The 26,950-nt window shown below is 63.8% G+C and carries 26 protein-coding genes and 4 pseudogenes; 9 read left to right on the forward strand and 21 right to left on the reverse strand.

Annotated features, from left to right (window positions below):
• On the forward strand, positions 1 to 554 hold a 554-nt coding region (locus QN358_RS16055), incomplete at its 5' end, for a M23 family metallopeptidase (protein ID WP_323512944.1).
• Positions 555 to 861: 307 nt separating this feature from the next.
• Here QN358_RS16055 and QN358_RS16060 read toward each other — a convergent pair.
• The 3 genes and pseudogenes from QN358_RS16060 to QN358_RS16070 form a co-directional block, all read right to left on the reverse strand.
• Positions 862 to 1,668 (reverse strand): annotated as a pseudogene (locus QN358_RS16060) (HAD-IC family P-type ATPase); the annotation flags it as partial.
• A complete protein-coding gene (locus tag QN358_RS16065; protein ID WP_323512945.1) occupies positions 1,590 to 1,787 on the reverse strand; it encodes a heavy metal-associated domain-containing protein in 198 nt (65 codons plus the stop codon). The gene QN358_RS16065 and the pseudogene QN358_RS16060, both read right to left, overlap by 79 nt.
• Positions 1,788 to 1,920: 133 nt before the next feature.
• Positions 1,921 to 2,112, reverse strand: coding sequence for an SHOCT domain-containing protein (locus QN358_RS16070; RefSeq protein ID WP_323512946.1), 192 nt, complete (start codon positions 2,110 to 2,112; stop codon positions 1,921 to 1,923).
• A 250-nt stretch (positions 2,113 to 2,362) separates the two neighbouring features.
• On the opposite strand from QN358_RS16070, the gene QN358_RS16075 reads away from it, so the two are divergent.
• From QN358_RS16075 to QN358_RS16085, 3 genes are read left to right on the forward strand one after another with little or no spacing between them, the layout of a single operon-like run.
• Positions 2,363 to 2,644, forward strand: a complete 282-nt coding sequence (locus QN358_RS16075) for a metal-sensitive transcriptional regulator (RefSeq protein ID WP_136640798.1) — start codon at positions 2,363 to 2,365, stop codon at positions 2,642 to 2,644.
• A gap of 28 nt (positions 2,645 to 2,672) precedes the next feature.
• Complete coding sequence (locus tag QN358_RS16080; protein WP_323512947.1) at positions 2,673 to 3,017, forward strand: heavy-metal-associated domain-containing protein; 345 nt, start codon at positions 2,673 to 2,675, stop codon at positions 3,015 to 3,017.
• A 3-nt stretch (positions 3,018 to 3,020) separates the two neighbouring features.
• The gene (locus QN358_RS16085) at positions 3,021 to 5,312 is read left to right on the forward strand and encodes a heavy metal translocating P-type ATPase (protein WP_323512949.1); all 2,292 of its coding nucleotides are present in this window, start codon (positions 3,021 to 3,023) and stop codon (positions 5,310 to 5,312) included.
• Between the two features lie 17 nt (positions 5,313 to 5,329).
• On the opposite strand, the gene QN358_RS18920 is transcribed toward QN358_RS16085, so the two are convergent.
• The 3 genes and pseudogenes from QN358_RS18920 to QN358_RS16100 all read right to left on the reverse strand — a co-directional run.
• Positions 5,330 to 5,539 carry a transposase gene (locus QN358_RS18920; RefSeq protein ID WP_416352013.1) on the reverse strand — a complete coding sequence of 70 codons (210 nt, stop codon included), beginning with the start codon at positions 5,537 to 5,539 and terminating at the stop codon, positions 5,330 to 5,332.
• A gap of 89 nt (positions 5,540 to 5,628) precedes the next feature.
• Entirely contained in the window at positions 5,629 to 6,087 is a 459-nt protein-coding gene (locus QN358_RS16095) for an IS110 family transposase (RefSeq protein WP_136640794.1), read from the reverse strand.
• A 122-nt stretch (positions 6,088 to 6,209) separates the two neighbouring features.
• A pseudogene (locus tag QN358_RS16100) lies at positions 6,210 to 6,390 on the reverse strand (IS3 family transposase); the annotation flags it as partial.
• Between the two features lie 297 nt (positions 6,391 to 6,687).
• Here QN358_RS16100 and QN358_RS16105 point away from each other — a divergent pair.
• Entirely contained in the window at positions 6,688 to 6,837 is a 150-nt protein-coding gene (locus QN358_RS16105) for a hypothetical protein (RefSeq protein ID WP_323512958.1), read from the forward strand.
• A 51-nt stretch (positions 6,838 to 6,888) separates the two neighbouring features.
• Here the strand turns inward: QN358_RS16105 and QN358_RS16110 are convergent, their stop codons facing one another.
• Complete coding sequence (locus tag QN358_RS16110) at positions 6,889 to 7,416, reverse strand: hypothetical protein (RefSeq protein WP_323512950.1); 528 nt, start codon at positions 7,414 to 7,416, stop codon at positions 6,889 to 6,891.
• Positions 7,417 to 7,532: 116 nt separating this feature from the next.
• Between QN358_RS16110 and QN358_RS16115 the strand changes: the two genes are divergently transcribed.
• Genes QN358_RS16115 through QN358_RS16125 form a run of 3 tightly spaced genes read left to right on the forward strand, consistent with a single transcriptional unit; the run spans position 7,533 to position 10,182 of the window.
• On the forward strand, positions 7,533 to 8,240 hold the full coding sequence (locus tag QN358_RS16115) for a Pr6Pr family membrane protein (protein WP_323512951.1): 708 nt from the start codon (positions 7,533 to 7,535) through the stop codon (positions 8,238 to 8,240).
• A 57-nt stretch (positions 8,241 to 8,297) separates the two neighbouring features.
• A complete protein-coding gene (locus QN358_RS16120) occupies positions 8,298 to 8,828 on the forward strand; it encodes a hypothetical protein (RefSeq protein WP_136640791.1) in 531 nt (176 codons plus the stop codon).
• The gene (locus QN358_RS16125) at positions 8,809 to 10,182 is read left to right on the forward strand and encodes a hypothetical protein (protein WP_323512952.1); all 1,374 of its coding nucleotides are present in this window, start codon (positions 8,809 to 8,811) and stop codon (positions 10,180 to 10,182) included. The genes QN358_RS16120 and QN358_RS16125 overlap by 20 nt, the downstream gene beginning before the upstream one ends.
• Positions 10,183 to 10,279: 97 nt before the next feature.
• Here QN358_RS16125 and QN358_RS16130 read toward each other — a convergent pair whose 3' ends face one another.
• The 4 genes and pseudogenes from QN358_RS16130 to QN358_RS16140 all read right to left on the reverse strand — a co-directional run bounded on the left by QN358_RS16130 (position 10,280) and on the right by QN358_RS16140 (position 13,759).
• A complete protein-coding gene (locus tag QN358_RS16130) occupies positions 10,280 to 11,032 on the reverse strand; it encodes an ABC transporter permease subunit (RefSeq protein ID WP_323512953.1) in 753 nt (250 codons plus the stop codon).
• Positions 11,033 to 11,063: 31 nt separating this feature from the next.
• Positions 11,064 to 11,864, reverse strand: coding sequence for an ABC transporter ATP-binding protein (locus tag QN358_RS16135; RefSeq protein WP_136640789.1), 801 nt, complete (start codon positions 11,862 to 11,864; stop codon positions 11,064 to 11,066).
• A gap of 519 nt (positions 11,865 to 12,383) precedes the next feature.
• A pseudogene (locus QN358_RS18925) lies at positions 12,384 to 12,633 on the reverse strand (transposase); the annotation flags it as partial.
• Positions 12,634 to 12,745: 112 nt separating this feature from the next.
• On the reverse strand, positions 12,746 to 13,759 hold the full coding sequence (locus tag QN358_RS16140; RefSeq protein WP_161580335.1) for a LacI family DNA-binding transcriptional regulator: 1,014 nt from the start codon (positions 13,757 to 13,759) through the stop codon (positions 12,746 to 12,748).
• A 98-nt stretch (positions 13,760 to 13,857) separates the two neighbouring features.
• Here QN358_RS16140 and QN358_RS16145 point away from each other — a divergent pair, with 98 nt between their 5' ends.
• Complete coding sequence (locus tag QN358_RS16145; RefSeq protein ID WP_136640787.1) at positions 13,858 to 15,114, forward strand: MFS transporter; 1,257 nt, start codon at positions 13,858 to 13,860, stop codon at positions 15,112 to 15,114.
• A 32-nt stretch (positions 15,115 to 15,146) separates the two neighbouring features.
• Here QN358_RS16145 and QN358_RS16150 read toward each other — a convergent pair whose 3' ends face one another.
• The 10 genes and pseudogenes from QN358_RS16150 to QN358_RS16190 all read right to left on the reverse strand — a co-directional run.
• Positions 15,147 to 16,031 (reverse strand): ROK family protein, encoded by an 885-nt coding sequence (locus tag QN358_RS16150; RefSeq protein ID WP_161580334.1) that lies wholly within the window; start codon positions 16,029 to 16,031, stop codon positions 15,147 to 15,149.
• Entirely contained in the window at positions 16,028 to 17,065 is a 1,038-nt protein-coding gene (locus tag QN358_RS16155; RefSeq protein ID WP_323512954.1) for an SIS domain-containing protein, read from the reverse strand. Before QN358_RS16155 ends, QN358_RS16150 begins: the two co-directional genes overlap by 4 nt.
• Positions 17,066 to 17,080: 15 nt before the next feature.
• The gene (locus QN358_RS16160; protein ID WP_323512955.1) at positions 17,081 to 18,631 is read right to left on the reverse strand and encodes a GMC family oxidoreductase; all 1,551 of its coding nucleotides are present in this window, start codon (positions 18,629 to 18,631) and stop codon (positions 17,081 to 17,083) included.
• A gap of 91 nt (positions 18,632 to 18,722) precedes the next feature.
• Positions 18,723 to 20,165 carry an APC family permease gene (locus QN358_RS16165; RefSeq protein WP_161580332.1) on the reverse strand — a complete coding sequence of 481 codons (1,443 nt, stop codon included), beginning with the start codon at positions 20,163 to 20,165 and terminating at the stop codon, positions 18,723 to 18,725.
• A 104-nt stretch (positions 20,166 to 20,269) separates the two neighbouring features.
• Positions 20,270 to 20,824, reverse strand: a complete 555-nt coding sequence (locus tag QN358_RS16170; protein ID WP_323512956.1) for a hypothetical protein — start codon at positions 20,822 to 20,824, stop codon at positions 20,270 to 20,272.
• Positions 20,825 to 20,917: 93 nt separating this feature from the next.
• Positions 20,918 to 21,037 (reverse strand): annotated as a pseudogene (locus tag QN358_RS18930) (DeoR family transcriptional regulator); the annotation flags it as partial.
• 50 nt (positions 21,038 to 21,087) lie between these two features.
• Complete coding sequence (locus QN358_RS16175) at positions 21,088 to 23,076, reverse strand: glycoside hydrolase family 127 protein (protein WP_323512957.1); 1,989 nt, start codon at positions 23,074 to 23,076, stop codon at positions 21,088 to 21,090.
• Complete coding sequence (locus QN358_RS16180; protein WP_136640781.1) at positions 23,066 to 25,087, reverse strand: TIM-barrel domain-containing protein; 2,022 nt, start codon at positions 25,085 to 25,087, stop codon at positions 23,066 to 23,068. Before QN358_RS16180 ends, QN358_RS16175 begins: the two co-directional genes overlap by 11 nt.
• Positions 25,088 to 25,089: 2 nt before the next feature.
• A complete protein-coding gene (locus QN358_RS16185; protein WP_237280233.1) occupies positions 25,090 to 25,851 on the reverse strand; it encodes a carbohydrate ABC transporter permease in 762 nt (253 codons plus the stop codon).
• Between the two features lie 119 nt (positions 25,852 to 25,970).
• On the reverse strand, positions 25,971 to 26,950 hold a 980-nt coding region (locus tag QN358_RS16190), incomplete at its 5' end, for a carbohydrate ABC transporter permease (protein WP_416352015.1).

The following is a 26,950-nucleotide window of genomic DNA, read 5'->3' on the forward strand; positions in this document are numbered from 1 at the left end:
AGATGTGTATAAGAGACAGGGGCTACACCGTCGCCGTCCCGCCTCCACCGGTTCCGTTGGTTGTCATTGAGACCGTCACCGGCAAGTCCTACGCGCACACTTCAAACAGTTTCACGAATAACCCGGCGTCACCGATTCAGTGGCCCTTCACTACCGGGGTGCCGATCAGTGACGGCTTCGGACCCCGGCTCGCGCCATGTTCTGCGTGCTCGAGTTTCCATAAGGGCCTGGACATGAACCCGGGGGAGGGTGCACCGATCCAGGCGATGGCTGACGGTGTCGTGTCCACAGTTGTCTCCAAGGACGACGGGGGTCTTGGCGTGTACGTGGTCATCGATCACGTCATCGATGGTCAGAATGTGCAGAGCTGGTACGGGCACATGCTTACTGGATCCGTCGCCGTCACCAAAGGACAAAAGATCACCGTCGGCCAGCTCGTCGGGAACGTCGGTAACACCGGCACAAGCACCGGGGCGCATTTACATTTCGAGGTGCATGTGAACGGAACCGCCATTGACCCGTACGCGTGGCTGAAATCCCACGTGACGGCGTGAGGGCTCGCCGATGCTGCAATCCGAACCGTCTTACCCCGCCATTGTTACTCCGAAGGCACCGCCCCGGGCTGCTGTGCGGCAGCTGGAACGGGTGCCGTGCGTTCCGGTGTGAGAGTGGCGGCTGGTCCTTCGGATGCGGGTAGGCGCAGGCGGCGTAGCAGGAGGGCGTTGACGGCGACGATGACGCTGGAGTGGAGCCGGACATCGAGATCGCAGCGATTTCTGGGCTTAGTTTGATGCCGAACGGGAGGAAGAAGACCCCTGCTGTGATCGGCAGAGCGATCAGGTTGTAACCGATCGCCCAGCCCAGGTTTTTCCGCATTTTTCGGACCGTGCCTTGACCGATCCGGAGGGCGACAGGCACGTCTAGCGGGTCCGAGCGCATCAGCACCACGTCGGCGGTTTCGATGATGACATCCGTGCCGGCACCGATCGCGATCCCAAAGTCAGCTTGAGCGAGAGCGGGCGCATCGTTGACCCCGTCACCGACCATTGCGACTTTCTTCCCGGCGCTCTGCAGCTCAACAATTTTGGCTGTCTTGTCCTCAGGGAGAACTTCGGCGATGACGGTATCGATGCCGAGTTGGGCTGCGATCCGGTTCGCGGTTGCCTCGTTTTCGCCGGTGAGCATGACCACCTGTATGCCCGCTTCGTGCATTGCGGCGACCGCGGCAGCCGCCGTGTCGCGTGCTGCGTCGGCCAGCGCAATGACACCCGTCGCCCGGCCGTCTACAGCGACAAGGACTGCGGTGCGCCCGGTTGACGCAAGCGCTTCTCGTTGTACCGCGACCGGGGAGATATCGATTCCTTGTGCGGCCATCAGGTTGCGGTTGCCCACGAACACGTGGCGCCCGTTGACGCTCGCCCCTGCGCCGTGTCCCGGGACATTCCGAAAGCCCGTGGCCGTGAAAGTTTCGACACTACGTCTGAGCGCGTAGTTCACGATCAGTGCGACGAGGACCAGCCAGAATGCGGCCCGGTCGGCGAGCCTCTGGCCGGGCGCTTTGGAATTCTGGGTTTCCTGGACCAGGGCGACTATCTGAGCGACAGCGACGTCGGCTGTGGTTCGCAGATAAGTGCAGGGACCGACTGTCCGGAGCAGTGGTAGCCGCACTCTTGAACCCAAGATGTCAAATCTGCAACGGAGGTCAGGGCAGGATCGAAGGTGACGTCAGCGGTCTGAGCGACTGGGTTTGTATCGACGCTCAGCACTCCAGGGCGGCGTAGCAGCACCGAATCAGCGACTGCCTTCGACGAGGCTCAGTTGACACCGCCGAATTCCATCACTGCGCTCTCAGTTTTCTGAACCATTGATTCCTCTCACATTGCAGAACTGGGTGCCAAGAACTTTGCCCTCAGGCAAGGGTCAGTTGCGTCTGAGCGCGGCCCGACGGGTTTCGAACTCGGTCTCATCGATCTCGCCGCGCGCGAACCGGTCGCTGAGCAACCGTTCCGCGGTGTGGTGCGGAGCCGCCGCCGCCCCCATCAGCCGCACCTCTCCCTTTTTTCGACGGTACCGTGCCGCGTACGCCAGCAGTAGGGCCGTTCGTCCTGCCATCCTCCGCCGCAAACAGAACAGGGAGCAGTGCCACCTCCCGATACATAATCAGACGGCAGTTGCGGCTCACCGGGGTTGCCACACACTGGAACCTGTACCCCTAGGGGGGCCTGTCAAGAGATGCCCTCATACCCCGTTCGTGCTTGAGTGGCTGCGGATTGTTTTGTGGAATTTAGTGCACTTCGGCCTTGACGGGTCACAGTGGGTGCATACTATTGTTGATACCCCTCGGGGGTATAGGAGGTTTGTGATGGTCGGCTACGCCAAAACGAAAGAAGATTTACTCAAACGGCTTCGCCGTGCTGAGGGACAAGTTCGCGGCATCCAGCGGATGGTCGAAGAAGATACCTACTGCATCGACATTCTGACCCAGGTCTCCGCTGCCACGAAAGCGCTAGAGACTGTTGCGCTGTCGCTGCTGGATGATCACTTAATGCACTGCGTCGCGGAAGCGACCGCAGAAGGCGGCACGGTCGCGGATGAAAAGCTGCACGAAGCATCCGCCGCGATTGCCCGCCTCGTCCGCTCCTAACCAACTAATCCACAGACAAGGACAGATAATGACCCTTCACACCGACCTCGGTCTCACCGACACCAATAACTCCTGCGCGTGCGGCACGGGAACCCACGCCCATGCCGAACCCACGACGTCAGCCCACCAGGGTGCACCGTCCACGGGCGAGGGTGTCATCCGGGAGCACTATTCGGTTGGTGGGATGACCTGCAGCCACTGCGTCGCGAGCGTCACTGAAGAAGTCTCCGCTCTGGAGGGGGTGCAGAGCGTCAGCGTGAACTTGAACGCCGGCGGAACGTCTCGGATCATGGTGGTCAGCAGCAAGCCGGTACCCGCCGATCAGGTCCGGGCGGCGGTCATCGAGGCCGGCTATACGGTGGTGGATGCGTAACTGATGAGCGCCACGGATGTTGAACTCGAGATCGGCGGGATGACCTGCGCGTCGTGCGCGACACGCGTGGAACGGAAACTGAACCGCATCCCCGGCGTTGAGGCGAGCGTGAACTACGCCACCGAAAGAGCGAGGGTGCGAGCCTCTGACGGCATCGCCACCGACACCCTGATCGCGGCGGTCGCGGCTGCGGGCTACACCGCCGCGCTTCCCGCCCAGGCCTCATCTACCGCGGTTCCTGCTGCGGTTGCTGGTGAGACGGATCTGCTTCGCCAGCGGCTCTCCATCTCCATCCTGATGACGGTGCCGGTGGTGCTGCTGTCGATGATTCCGGTGCTGCAGTTCACGAACTGGCAATGGTTGGCTCTTACCCTCGCAGCACCCGTCGCGGTCTGGGGGGCCTGGCCGTTTCACCGTGCCGCGTTCACCAACGCCAGGCATGGTGCGGCGACGATGGACACCCTGATCAGTGTCGGTGTGCTGGCCGCGTTCGGCTGGTCGCTGTACGCGTTATTCTTTGGTACCGCCGGGGTGCCCGGGATGCACATGAGCTTCACTTTCACGAACACCGGCGCCGGTGGCCAAGACATCTATCTCGAAGTGGCGACCGCGGTGACCGTGTTCATCCTCGCCGGACGCTACATCGAAGCTCGAGCAAAGCGTGAGTCCGGTGCTGCTCTCCGCGCGCTCCTGGAACTTGGCAGCACAGAAGCCTCCCTGCTCAGAAGCGGAACAGAAACTCGGGTTCCCGTCAATTCCCTTATGCCCGGTGACGTGTTCGTGGTGCGGCCGGGGGAGAAGATCGCTACCGACGGCCTCGTCACCGATGGCGCGTCAGCGGTCGATCTCAGCATGCTGACCGGCGAATCAGTACCCGTCGAGGTCTCTGTCGGCAGTCGGGTCGTCGGCGCGACCGTGAACGTCGGCGGCCGACTGATCGTCGAAGTAACCCGGGTGGGCGCCGACACCGAACTCGCCCGCCTCGGCAGACTCGTCGAAGAAGCCCAAACCGGTAAAGCCGACGTGCAACGCCTCGCCGACCGGGTCTCTGCCGTGTTCGTGCCCATCGTGATCGGCCTCGCCCTGGCCACTCTCGCTGTCTGGCTGCTCATCGGCGCAACACCCGAGGCCGCGTTCACTGCCGCTGTTGCCACACTGATCATCGCCTGCCCGTGCGCGCTGGGCCTTGCCACCCCGACCGCGCTGCTCGTCGGCACCGGGCGCGGCTCCCAACTCGGCATCCTGATCCGCGGCCCGCAAATACTCGAACGCACCCGCCAGGTCGACACCGTCGTCCTGGACAAAACCGGCACGATCACCACAGGCCTGATGAGCATGACCGACCTGCACGCCGTGCACGGTTTGGACGACACCGAACTCCTCCGAATGGCCGCGGCGGCCGAAAACGGTTCAGAGCATCCCGTCGCCCGCGCCATCGTCACCGCCGCAACCACAGCAGACGGCAAACCAGGCAACGCTGAAGATTTTCAGTCTCACCAGGGTTTCGGAGTGCAGGCTGTCGTGGACGGGCAACTCGTGCTCGTCGGGCGTGCGAGCTGGCTGAGCGCAGAATGGAACGTCCTCGTCCCCGATGGGCTCCTGGCCGCCGCTGATGCAGCCGAGACCGGCGGAAAGACAGCGGTCACCGTCGCCTGGGACGGTGAAGCACGCGGCGTGATCATTGTCGGCGACAGCATCAAATCCACGAGTGCGGCTGCGATCGCCGAATTCCGGCGGCTCGGCCTGACACCGGTTCTCCTCACCGGGGACAACGAAGGCGCCGCCCGTGCGATCGGCGCCCAGGTCGGAATCGTCGACGTCCGCTCCGAAATCACCCCGCACGGCAAACTCGACACCATTCGTGAGCTGCAAGCCCACGGCCGCGTCGTGGCCATGGTCGGCGACGGGGTCAACGACGCCGCTGCCCTCGCCGCCGCGGATCTCGGCATCGCGATGGGCACCGGGACCGACGCCGCGATCGCAGCAAGCGATATCACCGTGATGAGTGGAGACTTGCTCGTCGTCGGCGACGCCATCCGGCTTGCCAGGCGAACCCTCGGAATCATTAAGGGGAACCTGTTCTGGGCACTGGCCTACAACGTCGCCGCGATCCCGATCGCCATGCTCGGCCTCCTCAACCCACTCTTCGCCGGCGCCGCAATGGCGCTGTCCTCCGTCTTCGTCATCAGCAACAGCCTGCGACTACGCCGCTTTCACGGCCACGACAGTGACCACGTCAGCGGCATTCCCTCAACCACGGCCTCGCCCGACCGGACTCTGAGCAGCGTCAGCTAAGCCGAGTCTCGCGTCGTTCACCCGAGACAATGTCGGTGTCGACCAAAGGTCATTCCCGAGGAGGCTGGGATAGGGCTGATTCCGGCAAGTTTGGCTAGTGCTGCTTCGGAACGGATGCGCTCTGGGTTGTCGCCGACGACGATGAGTATCTCGGTGGCGGTATCGACGCCGATGCCGAATGGTTCAACGAGCTGCGGTGCTGTTCGAAGGACGAGTCCCTCGATCATGGTCTCGAGTTCCGCGATCTCGGCGTCGAGGGTAAGCCAAGGCCGGGCGAGGAAACGCAGCGTGTGGCGGATGCTGTCATCGGGCGTATTCAGCAGGGTTGGCCGCAGCGATCCAGGAAGTGGGCGAGCATGATCTGGGTCTTACCGGCGGTGTCTTGACGGAGCTGGTCGGAGCCGTGGATGAGCGTGGCCTTGAGCGTGATCATGGCTGAGGTGCGGTCTTTCACGGCTGTGTCGTGGGCAACCTTCAACTGCCGAATCATTTCCACCGCCCCATCAGCGGACTTTGGTTCCGCTGTCGCGTAACCGGCCAGCACCGCTCGGGCGGCGTTCTCCGCGTCGAGGGTATCGGATTTGCCGGCGAGTCGTCGCATGCGACGGTCGGGCCGGTTGACCTCGACGACGCGGTGCCCGTTGCGGCGGATGAACGAGGTGAGGCCGGCGCAGTACGAGCCGGTGACCTCGATACCGAACGGGATGATTTGCCCGAACCCGTTCGCCCAGTCGAGCAGCTGCTGGTAGCCGCCGTTATCGGTCGCGATCGTCAGCGACGTAGCCGGAGCGAGTCAAATTGAGGGGCGCCGGAGCTGCCATGGTGATCCTATTCTGGCGGAGTTAGGTCTCGTTCCCAGAGGCTCATTCGCAGCGGTGTCATCACGAGCTCGACATGGCCCTGCTCGCGCAGAACCCGGCAGGTCGACTGGACTGCGTGCCCCTCGGTTCTCATCGTGTCGATGAAACCCAGCATCAATGGTTGCGGGGGCCTGATTCCCCACGAAGAAACTCGTCGCCGCTTTGAGAATTGCGACGTCTTTGCGGAGGCGTTTGTTTTCCGCCCGAGGCTCCCGCACCGGCCGCACCACCCGTTCACACAGCAGAACCGATCTTTTTCGGCTTCACATACATCCTTCAACTCAAAAGGACGCGGCACCAAACCTGAGGCGCTTCATACACCACGGACACGCCAGTGGGGGACAGTCTGCGGGGCCCCGGGGCTGTCGGAGGTATTCGAGCACTGGTTGCGCGCGATCTCAGCCGGCGTTGCCGTTGCGTTTTTCGCATTCTTCTCCGATGGGGTCGCAATCGGTGGTCTCGATGGATTCGTCACCGCTCTCCGTATTCCGATCACGATCGGTATCGGCTTCACGGTGTCGCTGCTGGTCGCCGAACTCAATTTCGGGCTCGGCAGCGACAACGGCAATAGGGCGAAGGTCGCGATCCTGCTCGCCACTCTCATCGACGCGGTTCTCGCAACCGTCGTGCTGTGGCCCCGGAATCGGTGGTATCACCGCGTCTAAACGCGGGCTCCCGCCAAATGACTCACTATAGGCTGGACCGAGGTGGCGGCGTCAGCCGGAGCAGTTTTCGATTAACCACGTCTTAATGCCGGTGACCTGTACACCGAACGCATCGGTATCGAGGTGTGGGCCCGGCTCATCTGCCGCAACACCAGACGGCGTGGGCGTCTGAGCTGGAGTCGGTGTCGGGGTGGCGCTGAGCTCGCTGCCGTACTCGTTGACGAGCTTCGCGAGTGTCTCGTAATGACTCGTCAGTGCGGCTGGTGCAATGGCTGTCATCCTCTCGATGGTGCTGCGGATGTCGGCGATCGCGCCCGGGTCGGTCGCGAACGACAGATTCGTTGGCACCAATGCCAGTGAGATGACGTTGTTAGCTGTCTCGGTGCACGCTTCGTCCTGGCTGCCGTAGCCGCCCCAGTTGGTTGCCGCAGCTGTCGACGTGGGCGTTCCCGCACCTATGGTGGGCGGGGCGGGGGATTCAGCGGTGCACCCAGTGAGAACGACAAGAGCGCCGGCCAGACCGAACGCGGCCGAGAGAGCGCGACGAGAATTCCCACTATGACGCTGTCGAGTGTTCATCGGTGGTCTCTCACGTACCTCACTGTATGCGGCGATAGCCTCGACGGCCAGCGGGCGCGTTCGTGAGAGGCGATGCGGGCACGTAACCTGAAGACTGCAGAGACAGAGGGGAATAGATGCGCCTGTTCTTCGTCGTTGTGCGCATCCTGGCACTCGGTACGGTGGTGACAGCGCTGATCTCTCGTGCGGATTGCGTCTTCGCCACGCACACGTGCCGCGCCGACAACCTACTGAGCTACTTCACCATTCAAAGCAATCTCGCTTACGCCGTACTACTTGCAGTTTTGCTCGTGCTCGGTGTCGCCGGGTGGCGGGAACGCTCCTGGATGACTGCGGTCAGAATGCTCCTCACGACCTACCTCATCGTATCGGGCGTAACTTTCTGCCTACTGATCCTGAACGCCGGTCTCTCAGATATACCGTTCCTTGTGCCGGCCTCGTCAAAGATTCTGCACTTCGTGATCCCCGCCTACGCCCTCATCGATTTTCTGTTGAACCCGGCCAGACGCCGTCTGCGCTGGGCGGTGTTGGGTGTCTCGCTGATCTTCCCCGCGCTCTACGGCGCGTACACGCTGATTCGCGGGCCTGCCACCGGATGGTATCCGTACATTTTCTTCGACCCGGCGTGGACAGGGAGTTACGCGGCGACCGGGTTCTATGCGGCAATCCTGGCTGCGCTGATCGCCGCGATCTCGGCCGGACTCGTCGCCACCACCAGGCTCACCAGTCCTCTGCAGCCCTTCGTCGCCGCCGTCCCTGCTCAAACAAGAGCTGACCGGCACGACGAGTCGGCACGGGTAGCGTCGACATTCGACGTACGGTAGAGCATCGATCGCCCTCCGGCGACAGAGAGCCACCCCGTAACGAAAGGGTCTACGACCATGGCAGAAAACGCCACCCTGCATGGCGGTGCCGAGCAGATCCAGGCCGCTCTGGTCACCGCCATCGGCCGGCTGCTCAGCAGAGACGTCCCGGAGAGTGAGTGGCGATTCGAACTCGGTGCGATCCGGTATCAGTCCGGGGACCAGTGGGAGCACCGGAACGCGTTCTTGTTCTCCTACACGCTCGCACGGTTCATTGTCGGCATCGACTCCTGTGTCAGCGGGGAACACGCGTTGAGCCCAACGAACAGCTTCGACCCGCCCGATGTCACAGAATTCGTCACCAACTTCACCGACGCAGTGCGCGGGAACGACTCCCGTAGCGCGTTGACGATCTGGGCCGGCGAGATCAGCGACCACCGGACCGCAGGCTACGGGCCCACGCAAGTCGCTTCGATGTTCGCGCTGTACGACTACCTCCGCGCACTGTCTCGGATCCCCGAATTCGGCACCGACCTGATCGCAGACGCGGCGAACGTCATGCCCGCCCCGTTCGGTGACGACGTGTGGCTTGAACCAGTCTCCGGCTGACCCCGGCCGAGCCGGGCGGGTGTTCCGATCCCGGCCGGTCCTGCTGCTCGCGTTCGCTTTCGCCGTGATGGCCGACCCTGTGTCGTCTGTCGCCTACGCGGTCGAAGCGGCCCTGCGCGCCCTGAACGGTGACCTCGGCCTGCTGGTCGCCACCATGGGCCTGGTCGTGGCCATCATCGCTCTCGTTGTGGTGAACTACCAACAACTCATCGAACGATACCCACAAGGCGGGGGAGCGTCAGCCGCGGTCGGGGAAGCGTTCGGTGACGGCTGGTCTTTCGTCCCGATCGGCGCACTGGTCGTGGACTTCGTGCTCACGATCGCGATCAGTGTCTCTGCTGGCGCGTCCGCGATCATCGCGTACCTGCCAATGCTCGCACCGTTCCGGCTGATCCTAGCCGTTGGGCTTCTCGTTATCGTTGCCGGGCTGACCTGGTTCGGGCACCTCGGCCGGCTGATTTTTGCGTTCATGACCATCGCCTTCATCATCATCGCCGTCACCGTGCTGATCTTCGGTCTCTCCGCGACACCGCAACCGACGGGAACAATCACGACCAGCCCGGGCACCGGATCCGTACTCGCCGTGATCCTCGCGTTCCCGGTAGCAATGGCACTCGCCACGGGTGTCGAAGCGCCCTCCTCTGCGATCGCGCAGCTCGGCCAGCTCGACAAAAACAACCGGCGCCGGTTCGGGCAGATCACCTTGTGGATGACCCTCGGTATCGTCGGCGCCATCACTCTCGGACTCGCAGCCGAAGCCGCGCACCTGCAGATCGGTATTCCGACCACCGATACCACCCAGATCGCAGAACTCGCCCGCGTTGCCGCCCCGCCTGGAGTATTCGCCGCCTTTCAACTCGTCACAGCACTTCTTCTGCTCTCCGCCGCGAGCTCCTCCTTCCAAGCCGGCCCCGGACTGCTGAAAGCACTCGCCCGCCGACAAACCACATCCGGTGCGTTCACCGGCATCCTCCCCAGTTTCGTTGGCCGGACGAACAGTCACTTCACGCCGTTCTGGGGGGTGCTGATCTTCGCCGGGCTCGCGATCGCCGTCACAGTGGTCGGTGGCGGCAACGACCAACAGCTCGTGCTCTTCTACGCGGTGTCCGTGTTCCTCAGCTTCCTCGCCGGCCTGCTCGCCATGGCCTACTTCTCACGGCGAGAAAAACGGTGGGCATACCTCCTGCTGAACTTGGTCGGCGTGATCGTTGTCGCGTTCACCCTGCTGGCCAACCTCACCCGCGGCCTCCCTCTGATCAGCCTCGCCGGCGCCCTCCTCATCGGTGCGGCTCTCTACACGCTCTGGCGGCGGGCGGGTAGACCGGAAGGTATCCGGCAGGCCGAATCTGAATGATGAAGACCAGGCCCCGGAGGTTCTGGTGTCAACACCCGCACCTGCTGGCATGATCTGCCCGGATTCGTGGCGTCTCGCCCTGGGTTTGGTGGAGGCTCTACTTGACCCGTTCTCTCATGTGGGAGACGGGGACTTGTGAATAGTAGTCGTTCTCCTTCTCGATCGGTGGGATCGGGCCGACGTCACCATGAAGGCGGCGTTGGTTGAACCAATCGATGTACTCATCGACAGCGATTTCGAGATCGTCGATGACCCGCCGGGGGCCGCGGTCACGGATTAATTTCGCTTTGAACAGCGGGTTGAACGCTTCGGCCATCGCATTGTCATAGCTGTCGCCTTTGGATCCGACGGACACGACGACTTCTGCGTCCGCGAGGCGTTCGGTGTGTTCAGTAGCAACAGGGTTCAGCAATGAGACCTGATGGGCGGCCGTGCCGAGTTGCGGAACGACGAAGACGAGGACGGCCCACAGCAAGATGGGGAGAAGCAATGCTGTTGCTTCGCTTTTGCTTCGGAGTCCGCTTATCATTCCGATGCTGACGAAGCCCATCAGGAACGCCCAACCTGTGGTGTAGAAGAGCATGATCTGCAGAGCATTTGTTGCAGGGAGCAAGCTGCCAGTGATCACACCTATCGAAATCCAGTTCGTGGCGGCCGAGATGACCAGCACGATAGCCAACCACGCGCCCTGGCCGGCAAGCTTGCCGGCCAGATATCCGACGCTTGACATGGGGCGGCTGAGAACGAGGTCGGAGGTATTCATCTTTCGGTCGCGAAGGGTTGCCTGCACTCCGGCTACGCTTGCAAGGAGGGCCCCGATGAGTACCAGATAGATGACGGTGTTGCTCATGTAGCGAAGCGGCGACACCCCGGTGAACGGATTAGGTGCGATTGTCAGGCCATCCTGGAGAACTTGGTTGTAGACAGCTGTGACGGTCTGGTTCGTCTACCATCCGATGATGCTTGACGCCGCGATCATGCCGAGAAAGACGGCCAGGAGTGTGCGTGGGAGGCGGTCCCGGGAGGCGTTGAGAATCTCGTAACGAATGACGGTGCCCACGTTTCTCATCATTCGTTGCCCAGGCCGTGACTTCCGAGAGGAGGTGGGTGTTCATGAAGACCGTCATACCGAGCTCGCGGTTCATCCGCACAATCGTTTCGCGAAGGGTCTTCACCCCCTGGGGGTCAAGTCCGGACGTGGGCTCGTCCAGAAACAGGACCGACGGCAGGTGCAAGATCGCTTGTGCGATACCCACTCGTTGGCGCATGCCTTTACTGAAGGTGGAGAGCCGTTCGTTTTCATGTCCGGTGAATTCAAGAAAATCGAGGGTCTCGGCGATCCGGTGATCCACGTTGATGACCCCGGAGAGCCTGCCGAAGAACCTGAGGTTCTCCCTCATCGTCAGATTGTCGTACAAGCGTACGTTCTCGGGGAGGTATCCGATATTTGCTCGAACGTTCCGTGGATCCGAGGACACATCGAAACCAGCTACGGTCGCGGTTCCGGAGGTCGGTTCCAACAGCGTTGTGAGGAGAGTGACCGTCGTGGTCTTCCCGGCACCATTGTGGCCGAGCAGCCCGAAAATTTCGCCGTGCTCGACGGTGAGCTCCAACTCCTTGAGGGCGGTTTTTGTGCCGTAACGCCGGGAAAGTCCTCGGGTGGCAATCGCAGTAGTCGACATACCTGAACCATATTCAGGGCTCTGTGAGATGACGGTGAGAGAACAAACACCCTCTCACCGTGATCCCATGCCGCGGGTTCTACCGTTGAGCAAGCTCTCGCACATACCGGGCCGAGCGTGGGAAGGGAGTGGTGGGAATTATCAATCAGGCACACAAGGTCACCACTGCGATGCTAATCAGCTCGACGACGCCCCCCCCTACAGCGCCCGTTCGGAAAAATTTTATGACGCATTGTCAGCGGCATCGCTTTACTTGGCCTTGCCACATCCGACTTCTTCCAATCCCGATGGATCCGCAAGATCGGGGGTCTCGCCGCTTTCCTGCACGTCAACACAGACTCTGCAATTTCCCTTGTGTCAGCGAGCCCAACAAACGGTGTTGCGGTGAGGCAATCTCTGTACAAGTTGTGGGTCCCGCCGTGTGGAATGCCGACCCGCGGAACTACCGGGCGCGAACGCCATCCCCAACACCGTTTCGGGCTTCCCAGCCCGCAGCGCCGAGATCTACTACCCCTAGGACGACCCTTCCCGATTTCTTGGGACCACGACCGAGACCGGCCCGATATCGGTCAGCACCATCTTCGTGAGAGAGCCACTCCGGGCGTTCGTGACCTCGCAGGTGCGTTCGTGCTTGTCGTACTCGAGGTGATTTGGTCAGCTCGCCCTCCAACGCGGACTCGAGCATCAGCTTCGTCAGCTGACTCAGCAGACCGCCCTCGCCGCTCAGCGCGACACCCTGCTCACGGGCCCTGCCGATAAGCTGCTCCACCTCTGGCAAGGCGCAGGGGAGTTACGGCCATACCGAGCAGTTTGTCAAAGCTGCGTTGAGCGCTGGGCATACTGAATAGAGTCGTTCTGCGCACTCACCGCTCGGGCGGGGGTCAGGCTGACCCGCGGATCAGGAGATCCATGCCGACCACTAACTCGCGCGCGTCACGCTCGCCGGTCGTCGCGAGCACGTGCTCGAGCAAGCTTGCCGCCGCTTCTGCAAGGGCTGTTTTGTCGATGTTCACCGTGGTGAGTTCGGGGGTCACAAGGCGACCGATGTCGAGCCCGTCCATTCCTATCACCGCGACCTGCTCGGGCACGCGGCAGCCGAGTTGGCGCAGGGCTTTCAGCACTCCGATCGCCATGACGTCGTTGTAGACGAGCACGGCATCGGTTTGCGGAGCGTTCCGCATCAGTGCCTCGGCTGCGGCTATGCCGCCATCGAGGCTCTCGTCGGCCGTGATGGTGGGGCTCCCGGCCCACGCGAGGCCGTTCTCGATCAGGTAGGAATCGAAGATATCCCTGCGCTCTCGGGGCCCGACTTCGGAGTCGATGAACGAGATTCGGCGGTGGCCGGTCGCGACGAGGTGATCGAGCGCAGCGGTCATGCCCGAGGCTACGTCGAGCACGACGCGCGCGTCGAGTCGAGGATGAGCGGGGCCGTCGAGCATGAGGAGAGGAAGCCCCAAGGCCCCCTCGCGCAGCACTCCGGCGGGGAGAAGGGCGATGGTGTCTGAGCGACATCCGGTGAGGGCTAACGCATCCACCCGCGACACGATGGATGCGAGCTGCGCTCGGGCCTTCTCTCGATCAGAGCCGATGTCGCAGAGCAGCACACTCCAGTGCCGCTCCGCCGCTACCCGGCTGAACGCCGATGCGAGCTCCGCGAAATAGGGGTTGCTCAGATCTTCGAGCACGAGTCCGATAGTGGTGGTGCGCCCCTGCACCATGCTCTGGGCATTGCGGTTCGGCCGGTAGTTGAGCTCACCCGCCGCGGCGAGCACGCGGGCTTTCGTTGTCGGGCTGACATCGGCCATATCGTTCAGGGCGCGCGTCACGGTCTGCCGCGAGACGCCGGCGCGCGCAGCCACATCGAGGATCGTGCTGGCCCCGCGTTTTGTTGCCATGACACCGATCATAATGCTAGCGTCAACGATGCCGTGAACGTTCACGGTCACAAATCGTGAACGTTCACGGTTTATGCCTACCGTTGATCGGAGCCGCCGTGCCTCTTCCCCTCGCCTCTGCCTCAGTGGCCTCCGATCAGCGCAGCGCAGCACGGGCGCGGTTTGCGGTCGGTGTGCTGTTCTTCACAAACGGTGCGTTGATCGCGAATCTGCTGCCCCGCTACCCCGAGATCAAGGCCGAGCTCGATCTGACGAATACGGCTTTCGGCGCTGCCGTCGCGGCCTACCCGCTGGGTGCGCTGCTGGTCGGTCTCAGCGCAGGTCTTCTCATCCGCCGCTTTCGCTCCTCACGCGTCGCTATCGCGTCGACGATCGTGACCGCGCTGGGGCTCCTCCTGGCCGGTGCCGCATCGGGCTGGTTCGTACTGGCGTTCGCGCTTTTCCTGGCGGGGGCCATGGATGCCATTACAGACGTCGCCCAGAATTCGCACGGGCTCCGGGTGCAGCGCCTCTACAAGCGCTCGATCATCAATTCGTTCCACGCGGTCTGGTCTCTCGGCGCGGTGACGGGCGGAGCAATGGGTGCGGCTGCCGCCGCCCTGGGAATTCCCCTTCTCACCCATCTGACCGCCTCTGCGATCATCTTCAGTGTCGCCGCTCTCCTCTCCTATCGCTGGCTTCTCCGCGGGCCGGAGCCGACCCTCGACTCACCCTCGCCGGCCCGGCCGGAACCCGCGACAGATCGCCTGGCCGGCGTGCGCGCGCCTGCGCTGAAGGCGGCCGGCCTCGTCGCCCGCTACGCGTTTCTGCTTGCCCTCGTCGTCATTGCCTCGGGCGGTGCGATCGTCGAAGACGCCGGCAGCTCGTGGTCTGCCATCTATCTCTCGAACGTCGTTGGGGCAACCGCCTTCGTCGCAGGGCTTGGCTTCATCTCGTTGCAGGGCATGCAGTTCGTGGGGCGGATGCTCGGGGATCGCATGGTCGACCGTTTCGGCCAGCGCGCCATCGCCCGGCTCGGCGGTCTTCTCGTACTTGTCGGGATGGGTGCTGCGCTCGCTTTTCCGAGCATCCCGGGCACGATCGTGGGGTTCGGCCTGGCCGGCTTCGGCGTCGCAACACTCATCCCGGGTGCGATGCAGGCGGCAGACGAGTTGCCCGGCTTCAAGCCCGGCTCTGGTCTCACCATCGTCGGCTGGCTGCTTCGGCTCGGATTCTTAGTCTCACCGCCGGTCGTGGGCGCGATCGCAGACGCCTCGTCGCTGCGCTTCGGGCTGCTCCTCGTTCCGCTTGCGGGACTCCTCGTCGTGATCTTTGCCCGCGCGCTCGCGACTCGCGCGCCCACTGCCAAGGTGTGACGGCGCCAAGGTGTGACGGCGCCAAGGTCGTCTCACTGCCAGAGCAGCGCGGCCCCGAGGGCACCGCCCAGGTCACCGAGAGCGGTCTGCCGAAGAGCGGGAACGGGGGCTGAGGTAAGAGCGGCCAAGGCGCCTTCCACTCCCGACCGAAAGTGGGGGAGGTACGTGGCGGCGCTTCCGCCCAACACGACGATCGTTGGCCGATGCTGGGTGCAGAGTTCACCGAGGCCCTCGCCGATTCTGGTTCCGTACTCGAGAAAAACCCGTTGAGCGCCCGGGTCGCCTTCGCTGGCAGCGTGGGCCAGAACTTCGAGATCGGCGGGAAATCCGGCATGCGTGGCGAGGCGTTGCAGGGCCGTGCGAGAGGCGGTCTGCTCGAGGCAGTGTCGTCGTCCGCAATAGCAGGGTGAACTTGGTGCGTCGACGGTGATGTGCCCGGCTTCCGGATGCACGCCGTCGGCACCGCGAAAGGGTATGCCGCTCCGCATCAGTGCGACGCCCACGCCTGTTCCGAGGGTCATGACGAGAACTCCAGTGTCTAACCGGCCAGCGCCGACGGTCACTTCCGCGAGAGCAGCAGTGACCGCGTCATTGTCGATGCGGCAGTCGACTCCCAGAAGTTCACCGAGTCGGTCGACGAAGTTCCAACCCGAGAGGGCGGGTAGAGATTCTGGGTTGTCGATGACGCCGCCCGCCAGAATGGGGCCGCTGGCGCCGATGCCGACCCTGCTCATTTCACCCTCAGCGCCGGGCGCCGATGCCATCACTGCGCGGATGCTCGAGAGCAGGGTGGGCAGGGCATCGTTTCTGACCGTCGGCGTCGAGACGATGGTCGACGCCACGATCTGGGTGCCGCGTACGACGACGATGCGGGTAGCGGTTCCGCCGATGTCGATGCCCACGGTCACGTCGCTCACAGGGCTGTCGTCACCTTGCTGCCGTAGGCGAAGGCGCCGGGTACCACCCCGTTCTCGAGGGCAAGGTCTCGTGCTATCAGCTGGGCAACGATCGACCCGGTGACGAGCCCTTCGAGCGAAGTTGATGCACTAGCTCGAATGGTTGTCGTTCCCGCCAGAACCATGTCGCCGATCAGCACGGCATGGGCGCCGGTGGCGGCGAGGTCGGATGCGAGCCGGGCGATCGATCCGTCATCGGATGCCGCGTGAGCGCCGTACAGAAAGACGGTGAGACCGGGCCCAGCGAGCTCGAAGGGTCCGTGCCGGAACTGGCCGCCGATGTGCCCCTCGATTGCCACTTTAGACGACTCTTTGGTTATCAGACCGGCGAACAGGGCTGTCGCTGCATCGTCTCGCCACCCGACAGCGGCGACCCGAGGTCGTTCACCATCGAGTGTCGTGGCTGCGGTTTCGGCCGTGTCGGTGCTCGTCAGCAGTCGGGTGACAATGCCGGCCAGACGGTCTGCCTCGTAATTGACGGCCGAGACGTCGCGGCCGTTGAGCGCGGCGGCGAGCTGGGCGTGAACGACGAGGGAGTTGAGGTAGCTCTTTGTGCTCACGGTAGCCTCGGGGCCGGAGTGCAGCGGGAGGAAGAGCTCCGCAGTTTCGGCCAGCGGGCTGTTGCTGTCGGCCGTGATTCCGACGATCGTTCTGGGGCGGGCGGGGTCTTCCTCGAGCCGGTCGAGGAGGGCGACGACCTCACCGCTGGCACCGGATTGTGACGTGATGACGAGCAGCGTGTCGGGTGTGAGGAGCCCCGGGGTGTCGAGCAGCTGGCCGGTGTCGATCGCCCAGGCCGGCCGTCCCTTGGCCGTCAGATTTCGCCAGGTGGGGATGCCGACGAAGTGGGAGCTGCCCATGCCGGTGAATACGATCCGGCTGAAGGACTGGGGGTCGAGTTCGCGGAGACCGGACGGAGTCGCTGCCCCAGCCAGGGCGCGGAGCGCATCGGGCTGAGCTTCGATGTCTGCCTCGAATGGTGTGTTGGCGGTCATGACTGGTGGTGCCTTTCAGAGGGTGTGCGAGAACGCTGACAGAGCATCGGCGGGGGTTGTTCCGAGGAGTTGAACGGCGATGTTCGCCCCGATCATCGCCGTGGGGAGGTTGATGTTGCCGCGACTGATTGCGGGCATGATCGACGCATCAGCGACGTAGAGCCCGGTCACCCCTCTCACGGCGCCGGTGGAGTCGACCACCGCGGCCGGATCGGTGGCCGGCCCCATTTTGCAGCTTCCCGCCGGGTGGCAGTAGTTGACGATGTCGTCGAGCGGGCGATGCGCGCGTGGCACGGGTTCGCCGAGAATCGCTGCGAGGGCGGGTTCTGCCGCCATGGTGGTGAGGAGGTCGAGTGCTTCGCCGAGCACCTGACGGTCGTAGCCCTCGGGGTCTGTTCCGTAGCGGTGATCGATGACGGGGCGAGTGACGTCGAGGTCGCTGCCCAGGGTCACGGTTCCTTCGGAGCGGGCACGCATGGCGCCGCCGTAGAGAGAGATCGGCGGCAGGCCAGGGTGCCCGCTGTTCGACCCGGCGACCATGAACACGTGGATGTCGTACGGCCCGTCATCGCAGACGGAGGACTTCTTGCGGCCGACGGTCTGCTCATCGGGGAACCAGGGCAGCGTTTCGAGGTCGTGCACGAGCCCTGGCCGGCCTGCGAAGTCAAGTGCGACGCAGGCGTGGTCGAGAAGGTGCTTTCCCACACCCGGTACGTCGGAGACGACCTCGATTCCCAGCTCGGCGAGCTCCCCGGCGGGCCCGATTCCAGATCGGAGGAGAAGCGCCGGCGAGTGGTAGGCGCCAGCGGCTATCACGACACGGTTGGCAGTGATGTGATGCGTTTCACCGTCTGGTGTTCTCACCCACGCCCCGACGGCGACGCCGTCGCAAACATCGATACGTTCCGCAGCGGTGTTCCCAGCGATGGTCAGGTTGGGGCGTTCGCGAATGGCATCGAGAAAGGCGAAGGCCGAGTTCCACCTGACGCCGTCGACGATGTTCACCGGCATGGGGCCGATTCCCTCTGCAGCCCCGATGTCGTCGAGGTCGTCTGCGAAGGGCAGGCCGCCGGCGATTCCGGCGTCGACGAAGGCGCGTTGTGGTTCGGTGAGTTCGGTCATGGTGTACCGGCGCACGCGAAAACGCGCTCGAGCCCATTCGAGTAGCGGCAGTACCTGTTCTGCTTCCCAGCCGGGGTTTCCGCGGCGAGCCCAGTCGTCGTAGTCTTCTGCGGCGCCGATCGAGGCCGTGCACCCGTTGTGGGAGGAGCAGCCTCCGAGCACGCGTGCGCGGGGTAGATCGAGTGTGGTGTCTCCGGCTGAGGAGGTTGTGGTGAGGTCGTAGTCGTGAGACAAGGGGATCGCCCGGGCGTCGAGAACGTCAGCGGGCCATCCTGCGTCTGCAGCGGCTCCATAGTCTGGCCCCGCCTCGAGCAGAAGGATGCTCTCGTCGCTGTGTGCGGCGAGCAGGCCCACGAGGGCGGCCCCGCCCGTGCCGCCGCCGATGACAAGGGTATCGACCCGGTCGGGTAGAGACGGTCTGGGGTGGGGTGTGGGTGAGGTCACGGTCTTCGCCAATCTGGGTGTGTGGATGGTTTTCACAATGTCTGCCGGAGGGGCGCCTGCTGTGGCCGGCGCGTGTCGACGGAAGGGCATGTCAACTGATGTCGGGGAGTTCCCCGGCGTGCTTCATCCACTCCCGCTTGCCTGGTCGGAGGTTACGGCCGAAGAGGATGATCAGGCCGACGAGCACGTAGAGCCCTGCGATGAAGGGTGCGAGGAGAACGGGGTAATCGGGCAGCGGCACGATGCTGTTGTAGCCGATGACAATCAGCGCGGCCGTCGAGATGATCGGTGCGACCACGTGGGCCCAGATGCTGAATTCCGCCCTCACCCGGGTGCGGAAGAAGCGGAACGCGGCGATGTTCATCATGATGAAGATGGGGATGTAGATGAAGGTGCCGGTTGTTCCGAGCGTGTTGAACAGGTTGTATGGGCCGAGCAGCAGCCCGAGTCCGATGCAGACGATGAGTGCGAGCGCAGACTGGGCGAGTACGGCGGCGACGGGCGTGCGGTGCACGGGGTGCGTCTTGGTGAGAAACCCAGGGAGTGCGTCGGTGCGGGCGATGCCATAGAGGGTGCGGGTGGCGCTCGTGGTGCAGGCGATGCAGACACCGAGCCCAGAGTTGACCAGTGCAATCAGAACAATGATGGATGCCCCGTTCCACAGCCGGTCGGAGAGAACGAACGCTGGCGCCGTCGGCGAGTTCGCGAGGGAGTCGAGATCGTCCGTTCCCCACCCGATCTGCAGGCCCCAGGCGGTGACGACGTAGAAGATGCCGATCAACACGAGGGAACCGATGATGGCCTTCGGGATGATGCGCTTGGGGTCGCGTGATTCCTCGCCCACGGCGGCGGCACTCTCGAACCCGGTGAAGGCGAAGATGGAGAGCACGACCGCGAGAAAGAATCCGCTGGAGTTGGTGATGTTGGCGGGATTGAATCCTGATACATTCACGCCGCCAGGGCCGGGGTTGAAGATTCCGGTGAGTGCGAGCCCCAATCCGACGATCATCTCGAAGCAGGTCATGACGACGAGGAATCGCACAGAGATGGCGATACCTCGATAGGCGCAGGCGAAGCAGATGAGCAGAATGATGCTGGAGTAGACCCACCACGGAATACCGATGCCATATTTGGCGGAGAGCTCGTCTTGCAGAACCGCTCCGGTGAAGGCGGCGAGAGCGGCCGGCACGACCGAGACCGAGATGCCGTACAACCAGCCGGTCATGAACCCGGCTTTGGGGCCGATGCCCGCTGACACGTACGTGTAGAAGCCTCCGGCAGAGGGAAGATGGCGGGCCAGCCCGACCAGGGGTGCTGCGAGGGTGAGGCAGATGAGAAACGCAGCCAGGTAGGTCAGCGGCGCGGTTTTACCCGCCTGGGTCGTGGTGAACGCGATCGTGTAGAAGATTCCGAGCGTGGGTGAGATCTGGGCGATCGCTTGCATGAGCGCCCCGCCCAGGCCGATGGTGCCGGTGCTCAAAGTTGTGCTGAGGGTGTCTGTCGACACGCCAGGGTACGTTTTTTCAGACGTCATGCGCTTCTCCGGTCGTTGGGGCATCGTTGCCAGCGGAACCAAAGTAACACATAAATAGTGCGAATGAACATATCAGTGTTCATATAAACGGAAGAAGATTTTCGTCAACCGGTGAGCTGCACGCGTCGCGACGAAACGGTGAGTGCGTCGAGGGAACGATCGTCGAGGCCCCCGTCGACGATGATCAGGTCGGGGGTGTCGATTCTGCAGATCTCCACAAAACCCACCCGGCCGAACTTGCTCGAGTCGACGCACGCAATGACCTCCCCGGCGCTCTCGAGCGCAGCTCGCTTGATGCCGGCGTCGTCGGTGTTCCATTCCGTGAATCCTTGAAGCGGCGAGAAGGCGCTCGCCGTCAGGAGGTAGCGGTCGAAATGGTGTCGTTTGAGGTAGTCGATGGTGTCTGGACCGCTGATGCTGAGCTCGCCTGCCCTGATGCGGCCCGGCGGGAGCATCAGTGTCACGCTGGTCGAGCGATTCAGAGCCCATGCCACGCGCAGCGACAGAGGGCAGATGGTGATCGCTCGGTCGCCGAGGGCTTCGGCTATCGCGATTCCGGTACTCCCGCCGTCGAGAAGAATGGTTTCGCCGTCGTCGATGTTCTCGGCTACCGCTTCTGCGATGGCGCGTTTGTGTGCGACGTTCGTGTGCTCACGCACTCCGAAAGGGGGTTCGTAACTGCTTCCCGCCGAAAGCTTGGCCCCGCCATGGAAACGCCGGAGAACACCTCTGCCCTCGAGCGTTTCAAGATCGCGACGAATCGTCATCTCGGCGACCCCGAGGCTCGCACCGAGCTCAGTGACGCTCGAGGAGCCTGACCCCTGAAGGATCTCCAATATTGCCTGATGGCGCTGTTCTTTCGAAATACTCACAAGACACAGACTAGATTCTCCCGGCTGTAGCCAGACCGGCGAACGGCAGACTACCTGCCAGACGCCGGCGCAAGAGGCAGCCAGACGCGCATTGTCGACGGCCCTCGGTTCGCCCAGGCGAAGTATGGCGTGAGCTCGGCGCTGGCGAGTCGGGATGAGTCGCGATCGGTCTGACGCCTCGTGGACTGAGCGTACGGCCACAGAGCATCGCTGTGCTCTACGCGGAGGCGTATCGCGGCTTGTGCGCCGTTTGCCGTCAGTACGAGCGGAACATCGGGGTCGATCTCGACCGTCTCTGTGCTGAACCCGGCGGGCAGGTCGGGTGACTCCAGTACGAGCACGAGCGGGCCGCGCTCGACCGCGACGGTACCGCGGGCGGCATCGATTCTGGGATGCGGGTGCACGATGCGAGGCTGCATCGGCAAGTGGAGTTCGATGCAGTCGCCCGCCGTGAACTGGCGTGACACGATCAGTTCGGTACCATCGGCAGCGAGGTGCACACCCCCGATGCTGGCGGTCGCCGCCCCCCGAGCCCAACGCGGTATGCGCAGTGTGACCGTCGCGTCGACATCGCTCTGCACGGTGACCCGCACGGCTCCGTCGAACGGGTACCCCGATTCGACGTGCAACGCCACGACGCGCCCGTCGGGCAGCGTCGTCTTCACCGAGTAGTCGCCGAACTGGTGCAGCTGAACGCCGTGGTCGTCGGCTGTGGCGAAGTACAACCCCACGCTTGCCAACGTGCGGGCCACGTTGGTCGGGCAGCACGAGACCTCGAACCACGGAGCGCGCAGACTGGCCTCGGCGCGCTCGCTGAGCGCTTCTTCACTCGGCTCAGTGCCTTCGGTTCGCTGTTGCAGCGTGTTGGTGTAGTAGAACGCCCGGCCGTCTTCCCGTGGCGACGCGAGGATGTTGTTCAGCAGTGTGCGCTCGATGAGGTCGGCATAGGCGCTCTCGCCGGTCTCGAGCAGCAATCGCCAACTGAGCATCACAGAGCCGATTCCGGCGCACGTCTCCGAGTACGCCCGGTCGGCCGGCAACTCGTAGTCGTCGCCGAAAGCCTCGTCTTGGTGGTGCGACCCCATTCCGCCCGTGATGTAGGTGCGGCGCGAGACGGTGTTCTTCCACTGCAGCGCAATGGCATCGGCGAGCTGGCGGTCGTGCGTCTCTGTGGCTACGTCGAGAGCCCCGCTGGCGAGGTACAACGCCCGAACGGCGTGCCCGCGCAGTACAGTAGCGTCGCGCACGGGCATGTCGTCTTGAAAATACTCGTGGCCGAAGAGAATGGTGGTCGCGAGCATCCCGTTGCCGCGTCGTTCGACGAACAACTGCGCCATGTCGAGGTAGCGTGCCTCGCCCGTGGCCCGTGAGAACTCGGCGAGGGCTACCTCGATCTCCGGATGCCCGCAGAGAGCAATGCGCCCGTCGGGGCCGAACTCGCGGTAGACGTGGTCGGCAGCCCTTCTGGCGACCCGCACGATCTCATCGTTGGGGTACCCGCCTCGGATTCTGGCCACCGCCGCTTGAAGGAGGTGCCCGGCGCAGTACAACTCGTGCCCCCACTCGAGGTTCGAGTAGCGGAGGGGTTGACCCGGGTGACCGAAGCTCGTGTTGAGGTATCCGTCGTCGTCTTGCGCCGCCGCGACCCGCGCCACGAGCGCCCGGTAGCGGGCCTCGAGACTGGCGTCGGCCCGACGGGCGAGCTCCCAGGCCATCGCCTCGAGCAGCTTGTAGATCTCGGAGTCGACGAACTCGATGCCTGCGTGGTTGCCGCCGATGATGCCGTCGGCCACTTTGTCGAAGTTCGAGATCCAGCCGATGCGTTCCATCCAGGTCTCGCAGTGCGCCAGAATGACGTCGGCGTTCAGGCTCTGGCGTTCACCCCAGAAGCCGCCGTCGATGGCGATTTCGTCGGGGCCGAGCGGGCGAAGGCGCGAATGGCTCGGCGCCACAGGGCCGCCTCGGGTGGAGCGGTCGGGTGTGCCGTCGGGAACGCCGTCGAAGTCGGTCTCGGGTGACAGCGCGAGATCATGTGGCAAGAGACACCTGGGCTTCTTCTCGGAGGTAGATGGGAATGTGAGACAGGGGAGCCTCGGCCGTGATGCTCTGGCCCGGGGCGAGCGAGGCGCCCGTGTACGCGTCGATCCAGCGGCCGCTGCCCGGGGTGCCCGGCAGGTACACCGACCGTTCTGTAATGCCTGGCGCGGTGACCGGGCAGACGAGAATGTCGGGGCCGAAGAGAAACTGATCGTCGATCATCCAGGCGCCCGGGTCGTCGGGGTAGTCGACGAACAGGGGCCTCATGGGAGGCAGACCGGTGGCCGCCGCGAGGCGCATCTGGTCGTGAATGTAGGGCCGTAGCCGCTCGCGCAGCTCGAGCACCTCACGCAGCAGTGCGAAGGTCTCGTCACCGAACGACCACACCTCGTTCGGTCCGCCGGTCATGGCGTAGCCCGTGGGCGTGCGCGGCTCGCGGTCGCCGTGCAGGCGAAACAGCGGGCAGAAGACGCCGTACTGAAACCAGCGCGTGACGAGTTCTTGATACGCCGGGTCGCTTGCGTTGCCGCCGTGAAAGCCGCCGATGTCGGTGGTCCACCACGGAATACCCGAGATGGCGATGTTCAGCCCGGCACGCACCTGCTCGTCGAGCGAGCCCCACGTTGCCGGAATGTCGCCCGACCAGACAGCGGCGCCGTACTTCTGTGAGCCCGCCCACGCCGAACGGCACAGCAGTACGGTGGGCTGCTGCCCGGCCGCGGCCATTCCCTCGGCGAACAGCCGCGCGTTGTCACGCGGATAGATGTTGGCCACTTCGGCCCCTGGCCCCGCGTACAGGTGCATGTTCGCCGGATGTGCGGGGTTCAGCTCGGGCTCAGAGGCATCGAGCCAGAACACCCGGATGCCCGCGTCGAGGTAGTTCTGAGAGACCAGCCCCCACACGTACTCGCGTGTCTCGGGGTTCGACGGATCGTAGAAGCCCACGGGCATCGGTGTGGCCATGCCTTTGTCTTGGATGGACTGCAGAAACTCCACGCCCTGGTCGGTTCCCACCAGAAGACCGCGGTCGCGGTAGTCGGCGAAGTTCTCCGACAGTGGCGAGATGGTGGGCCAGATCGACACCATGAGGTGCACGCCGAGGGAGGCGAGTTCGGCGACCATGGCGGGTACGTCGGGCCACTCCGTTTCGTCGAAGCGGTAGTCGCCCATGGCCGACCAGTGAAAGAAGTCGGCGACGATCACCGAGAGCGGCAGGCCGAGCCTGGTGTGTTCGCGGGCGACAGTGAGCAGTTCATCCTGGGTTCGGTAGCGCAGCTTCGACTGCCAGAAGCCACTCGCCCACTCTGGTAGCTCGGGGGTGTGCCCGGTAGCGTCGGCGTAGCGCCCGAGAATGGCGGCGGGGGTGGGCGCAGCGGTGATCCAGTAGTCGATCTCGCGGGCCTGGTTCACCTGCCACCGGGTGACGTTCTCGGCGAATTCGACGCGGCCGACGGCGGGCATGTTCCACAGCAGGCCGTAGCCGCGGTCAGAGAGCACGAACGGGATGTTCACCTCGGCGTTGCGTTGCACGAGGTCGAGCGACAGACCTTTGATGTTGAGCCGGCCGTGGGTGCGCTGGCCCATCCCGAAGAGCTTCTCGCCGGGGTAGGCCGCGAACTGCTGATGAATCTCGTAGGCACCGGAGCCGTTGCCGAGAAACACCCGGGCGCCGGGCTGCCAGAAGTGCTCGCGGCTCTCGGCCAGCAGTTCAGCGCCGGTGGAGGTGCGGGTGAACGTCAGCTGCGGCTCGGGGTAGGGCTCGGCCTCGTCGAACGTCACTGTCACGGTGAGCTCGCCGTTGACGAGCCGTGCTCCGCGAGACGTCGTTTCTACCACGACGCTCCCGTTTACAGTGGGTGGTGCCTCGACGTCGAGGGCGCCCACGCTCGAGCTGGGCAGGCGGTAGAGCGCCGCGCGCACGCGTGCGCTGTCGGTGCCCCATGCTTCGATGCGCAGCACTTCGTGCCCGTGCCGCACCTCGAGCGAAGTGGGCGAGGGAAGGTAGCTCACCATGGTCAGTCCTTGACCGCGCCGGCGGTCACACCGGCGGCAACATATCGTTGGGCAACAATGAGCAGTACCGCGGCCGGAATCGAGGCGACGACGGCGGTGGCCATGATCGAGTTCCATTCCTGGTTGTTGTTGCCGATGTATTTGTAGATGCCCAGGGTGATGGGCTGGATCTTGCCGCCGCCGTCGAGTGTCGAGGCGAAGATGAAGTCTGACCAGGCCCACAAGAAGGCGAACAGCGACACCGTGACGATGGAGTTGCGGCTGATCGGCAGAACGATCGAGACGAACGTTCGCCAGCTGCTGGCACCGTCGATCTTTGCGGCCGACATGAGTTCGTCGGGAATCGCCGACATGAACGCGGTGAAAAGGAGCACGCCGAACGGCACGGCGATGGTCGAGTCTGCGATGATCAGCCCGGGTAGGGAGTTCAGGATGCCCAGGTTGAGGTAGATCGCGTAGAACCCCATTGCCATGATGATGCCCGGAATCATCTGCGAGATCAGAAACACGAAGCTGAGCGCTCCGCCGCCGCGCGGTCGGAGCTTGGCCAGCGCGTAACCGGCCGGTGCCGAGAGCACCAGGGTCACGATCACGGTGCCGAGGCCCACGATCAGGCTCGTGGCAAGGTAGGGCAGCTGCTGTGAGACGACGGCCTGGTAGCCCGAGAACGTGGGGTCGATGGGAAACCAGTTGGGCGGGCTCTTACGCATGTCGGTGGTCTTCGTCAGTGAGACGTTGATCATCCAGTAGATCGGGAACAGCATGACAGCGGTCAGTACGACGCCGATCAGGGTGATGTACCAGGTCTTGCGCGGGCGCCGGGCCTTGGATGCCGATGCGCCGGCGGCCGTGAGTGCGGCGCGCGAGGGGGTGGCGAACGTGGTCATCGACGGGCTTCCCTTCGTTGCATGAGGATGTAGAGCAACCCGAAGATGAGGGCCACGATGATGAGAATGTTGCCGACAGCGGCCGCTGGCCCGAAGCGGGGCAGGGTCGAGCCGAAGCCGAGCTGGTACGACCAGGTGGAGAGGGTGGTCGATGAGTTGGCGGGGCCGCCTTTGGTCATGATCCAGATGATGTCGAAGACCTTCAGCGTGTAGACCAGTCCGAGCAGGATGGTGATCGCTGAGACGGGCCGAAGAAGCGGAAAGGTGATGCGCCAGAACTTCTGCCAGGCGTTCGCGCCGTCGAGCGACGCGGCCTCGTAGAGGTCGGCAGAGATGTTCTGCAGGCCCGAGTAGAGAATCACGAGGTTGAACGGAATACCGATCCAGATGTTGGCGATCGTGACGGAGATGAGGGCCCAGCCCGGCGAGGTCAACCAGTTGATGCTGCCGATACCGAACGCCTGCAGAACGGAGTTCACGATGCCCGAGTCGCTGTTGAGCATCCACGACCAGGTCGAAGCCGAGACAATGAGTGGCAGCAGCCACGGCACCAGGAACAGCGCTCGCAACGTGCCGGAGAGTCGGAACTTGTTGTAGAAGAACACAGCCAGCGCCATGCCGATGGTGAACTGGAAGAGAATCGAGACCAGCACGAAGAAGCCGGTGTGAAAGATGGCCGGCCAGAACGTGGGGTCGTTGAAGACCTTGACGTAGTTGTCGAGCCCGGTGAACGGGGCGTTGCCCTGCACGAACGAGCGAACCGTGTAGTCACGAATGCTCAGATCGATGTTCTTATAAAGAGGAACAACGTAGAACAGCGCCAGGTAGATGACCACTGGCGCGAGAAACGCCCACGCCACCCACTGGGAGGAGCGCACCTTTCGGCGCTGCGGCGAGTTCTCGTCGACCGGGAAGCGCCCGGGCGGGGGGGCGGGGGGGGGGGGGGCCGCCCGCGGGGGGGGCGCGCCGCGCGCGG

Source organism: Subtercola sp. RTI3, assembly GCF_035018625.1.
GTDB lineage: Bacteria > Actinomycetota > Actinomycetes > Actinomycetales > Microbacteriaceae > Subtercola > Subtercola vilae.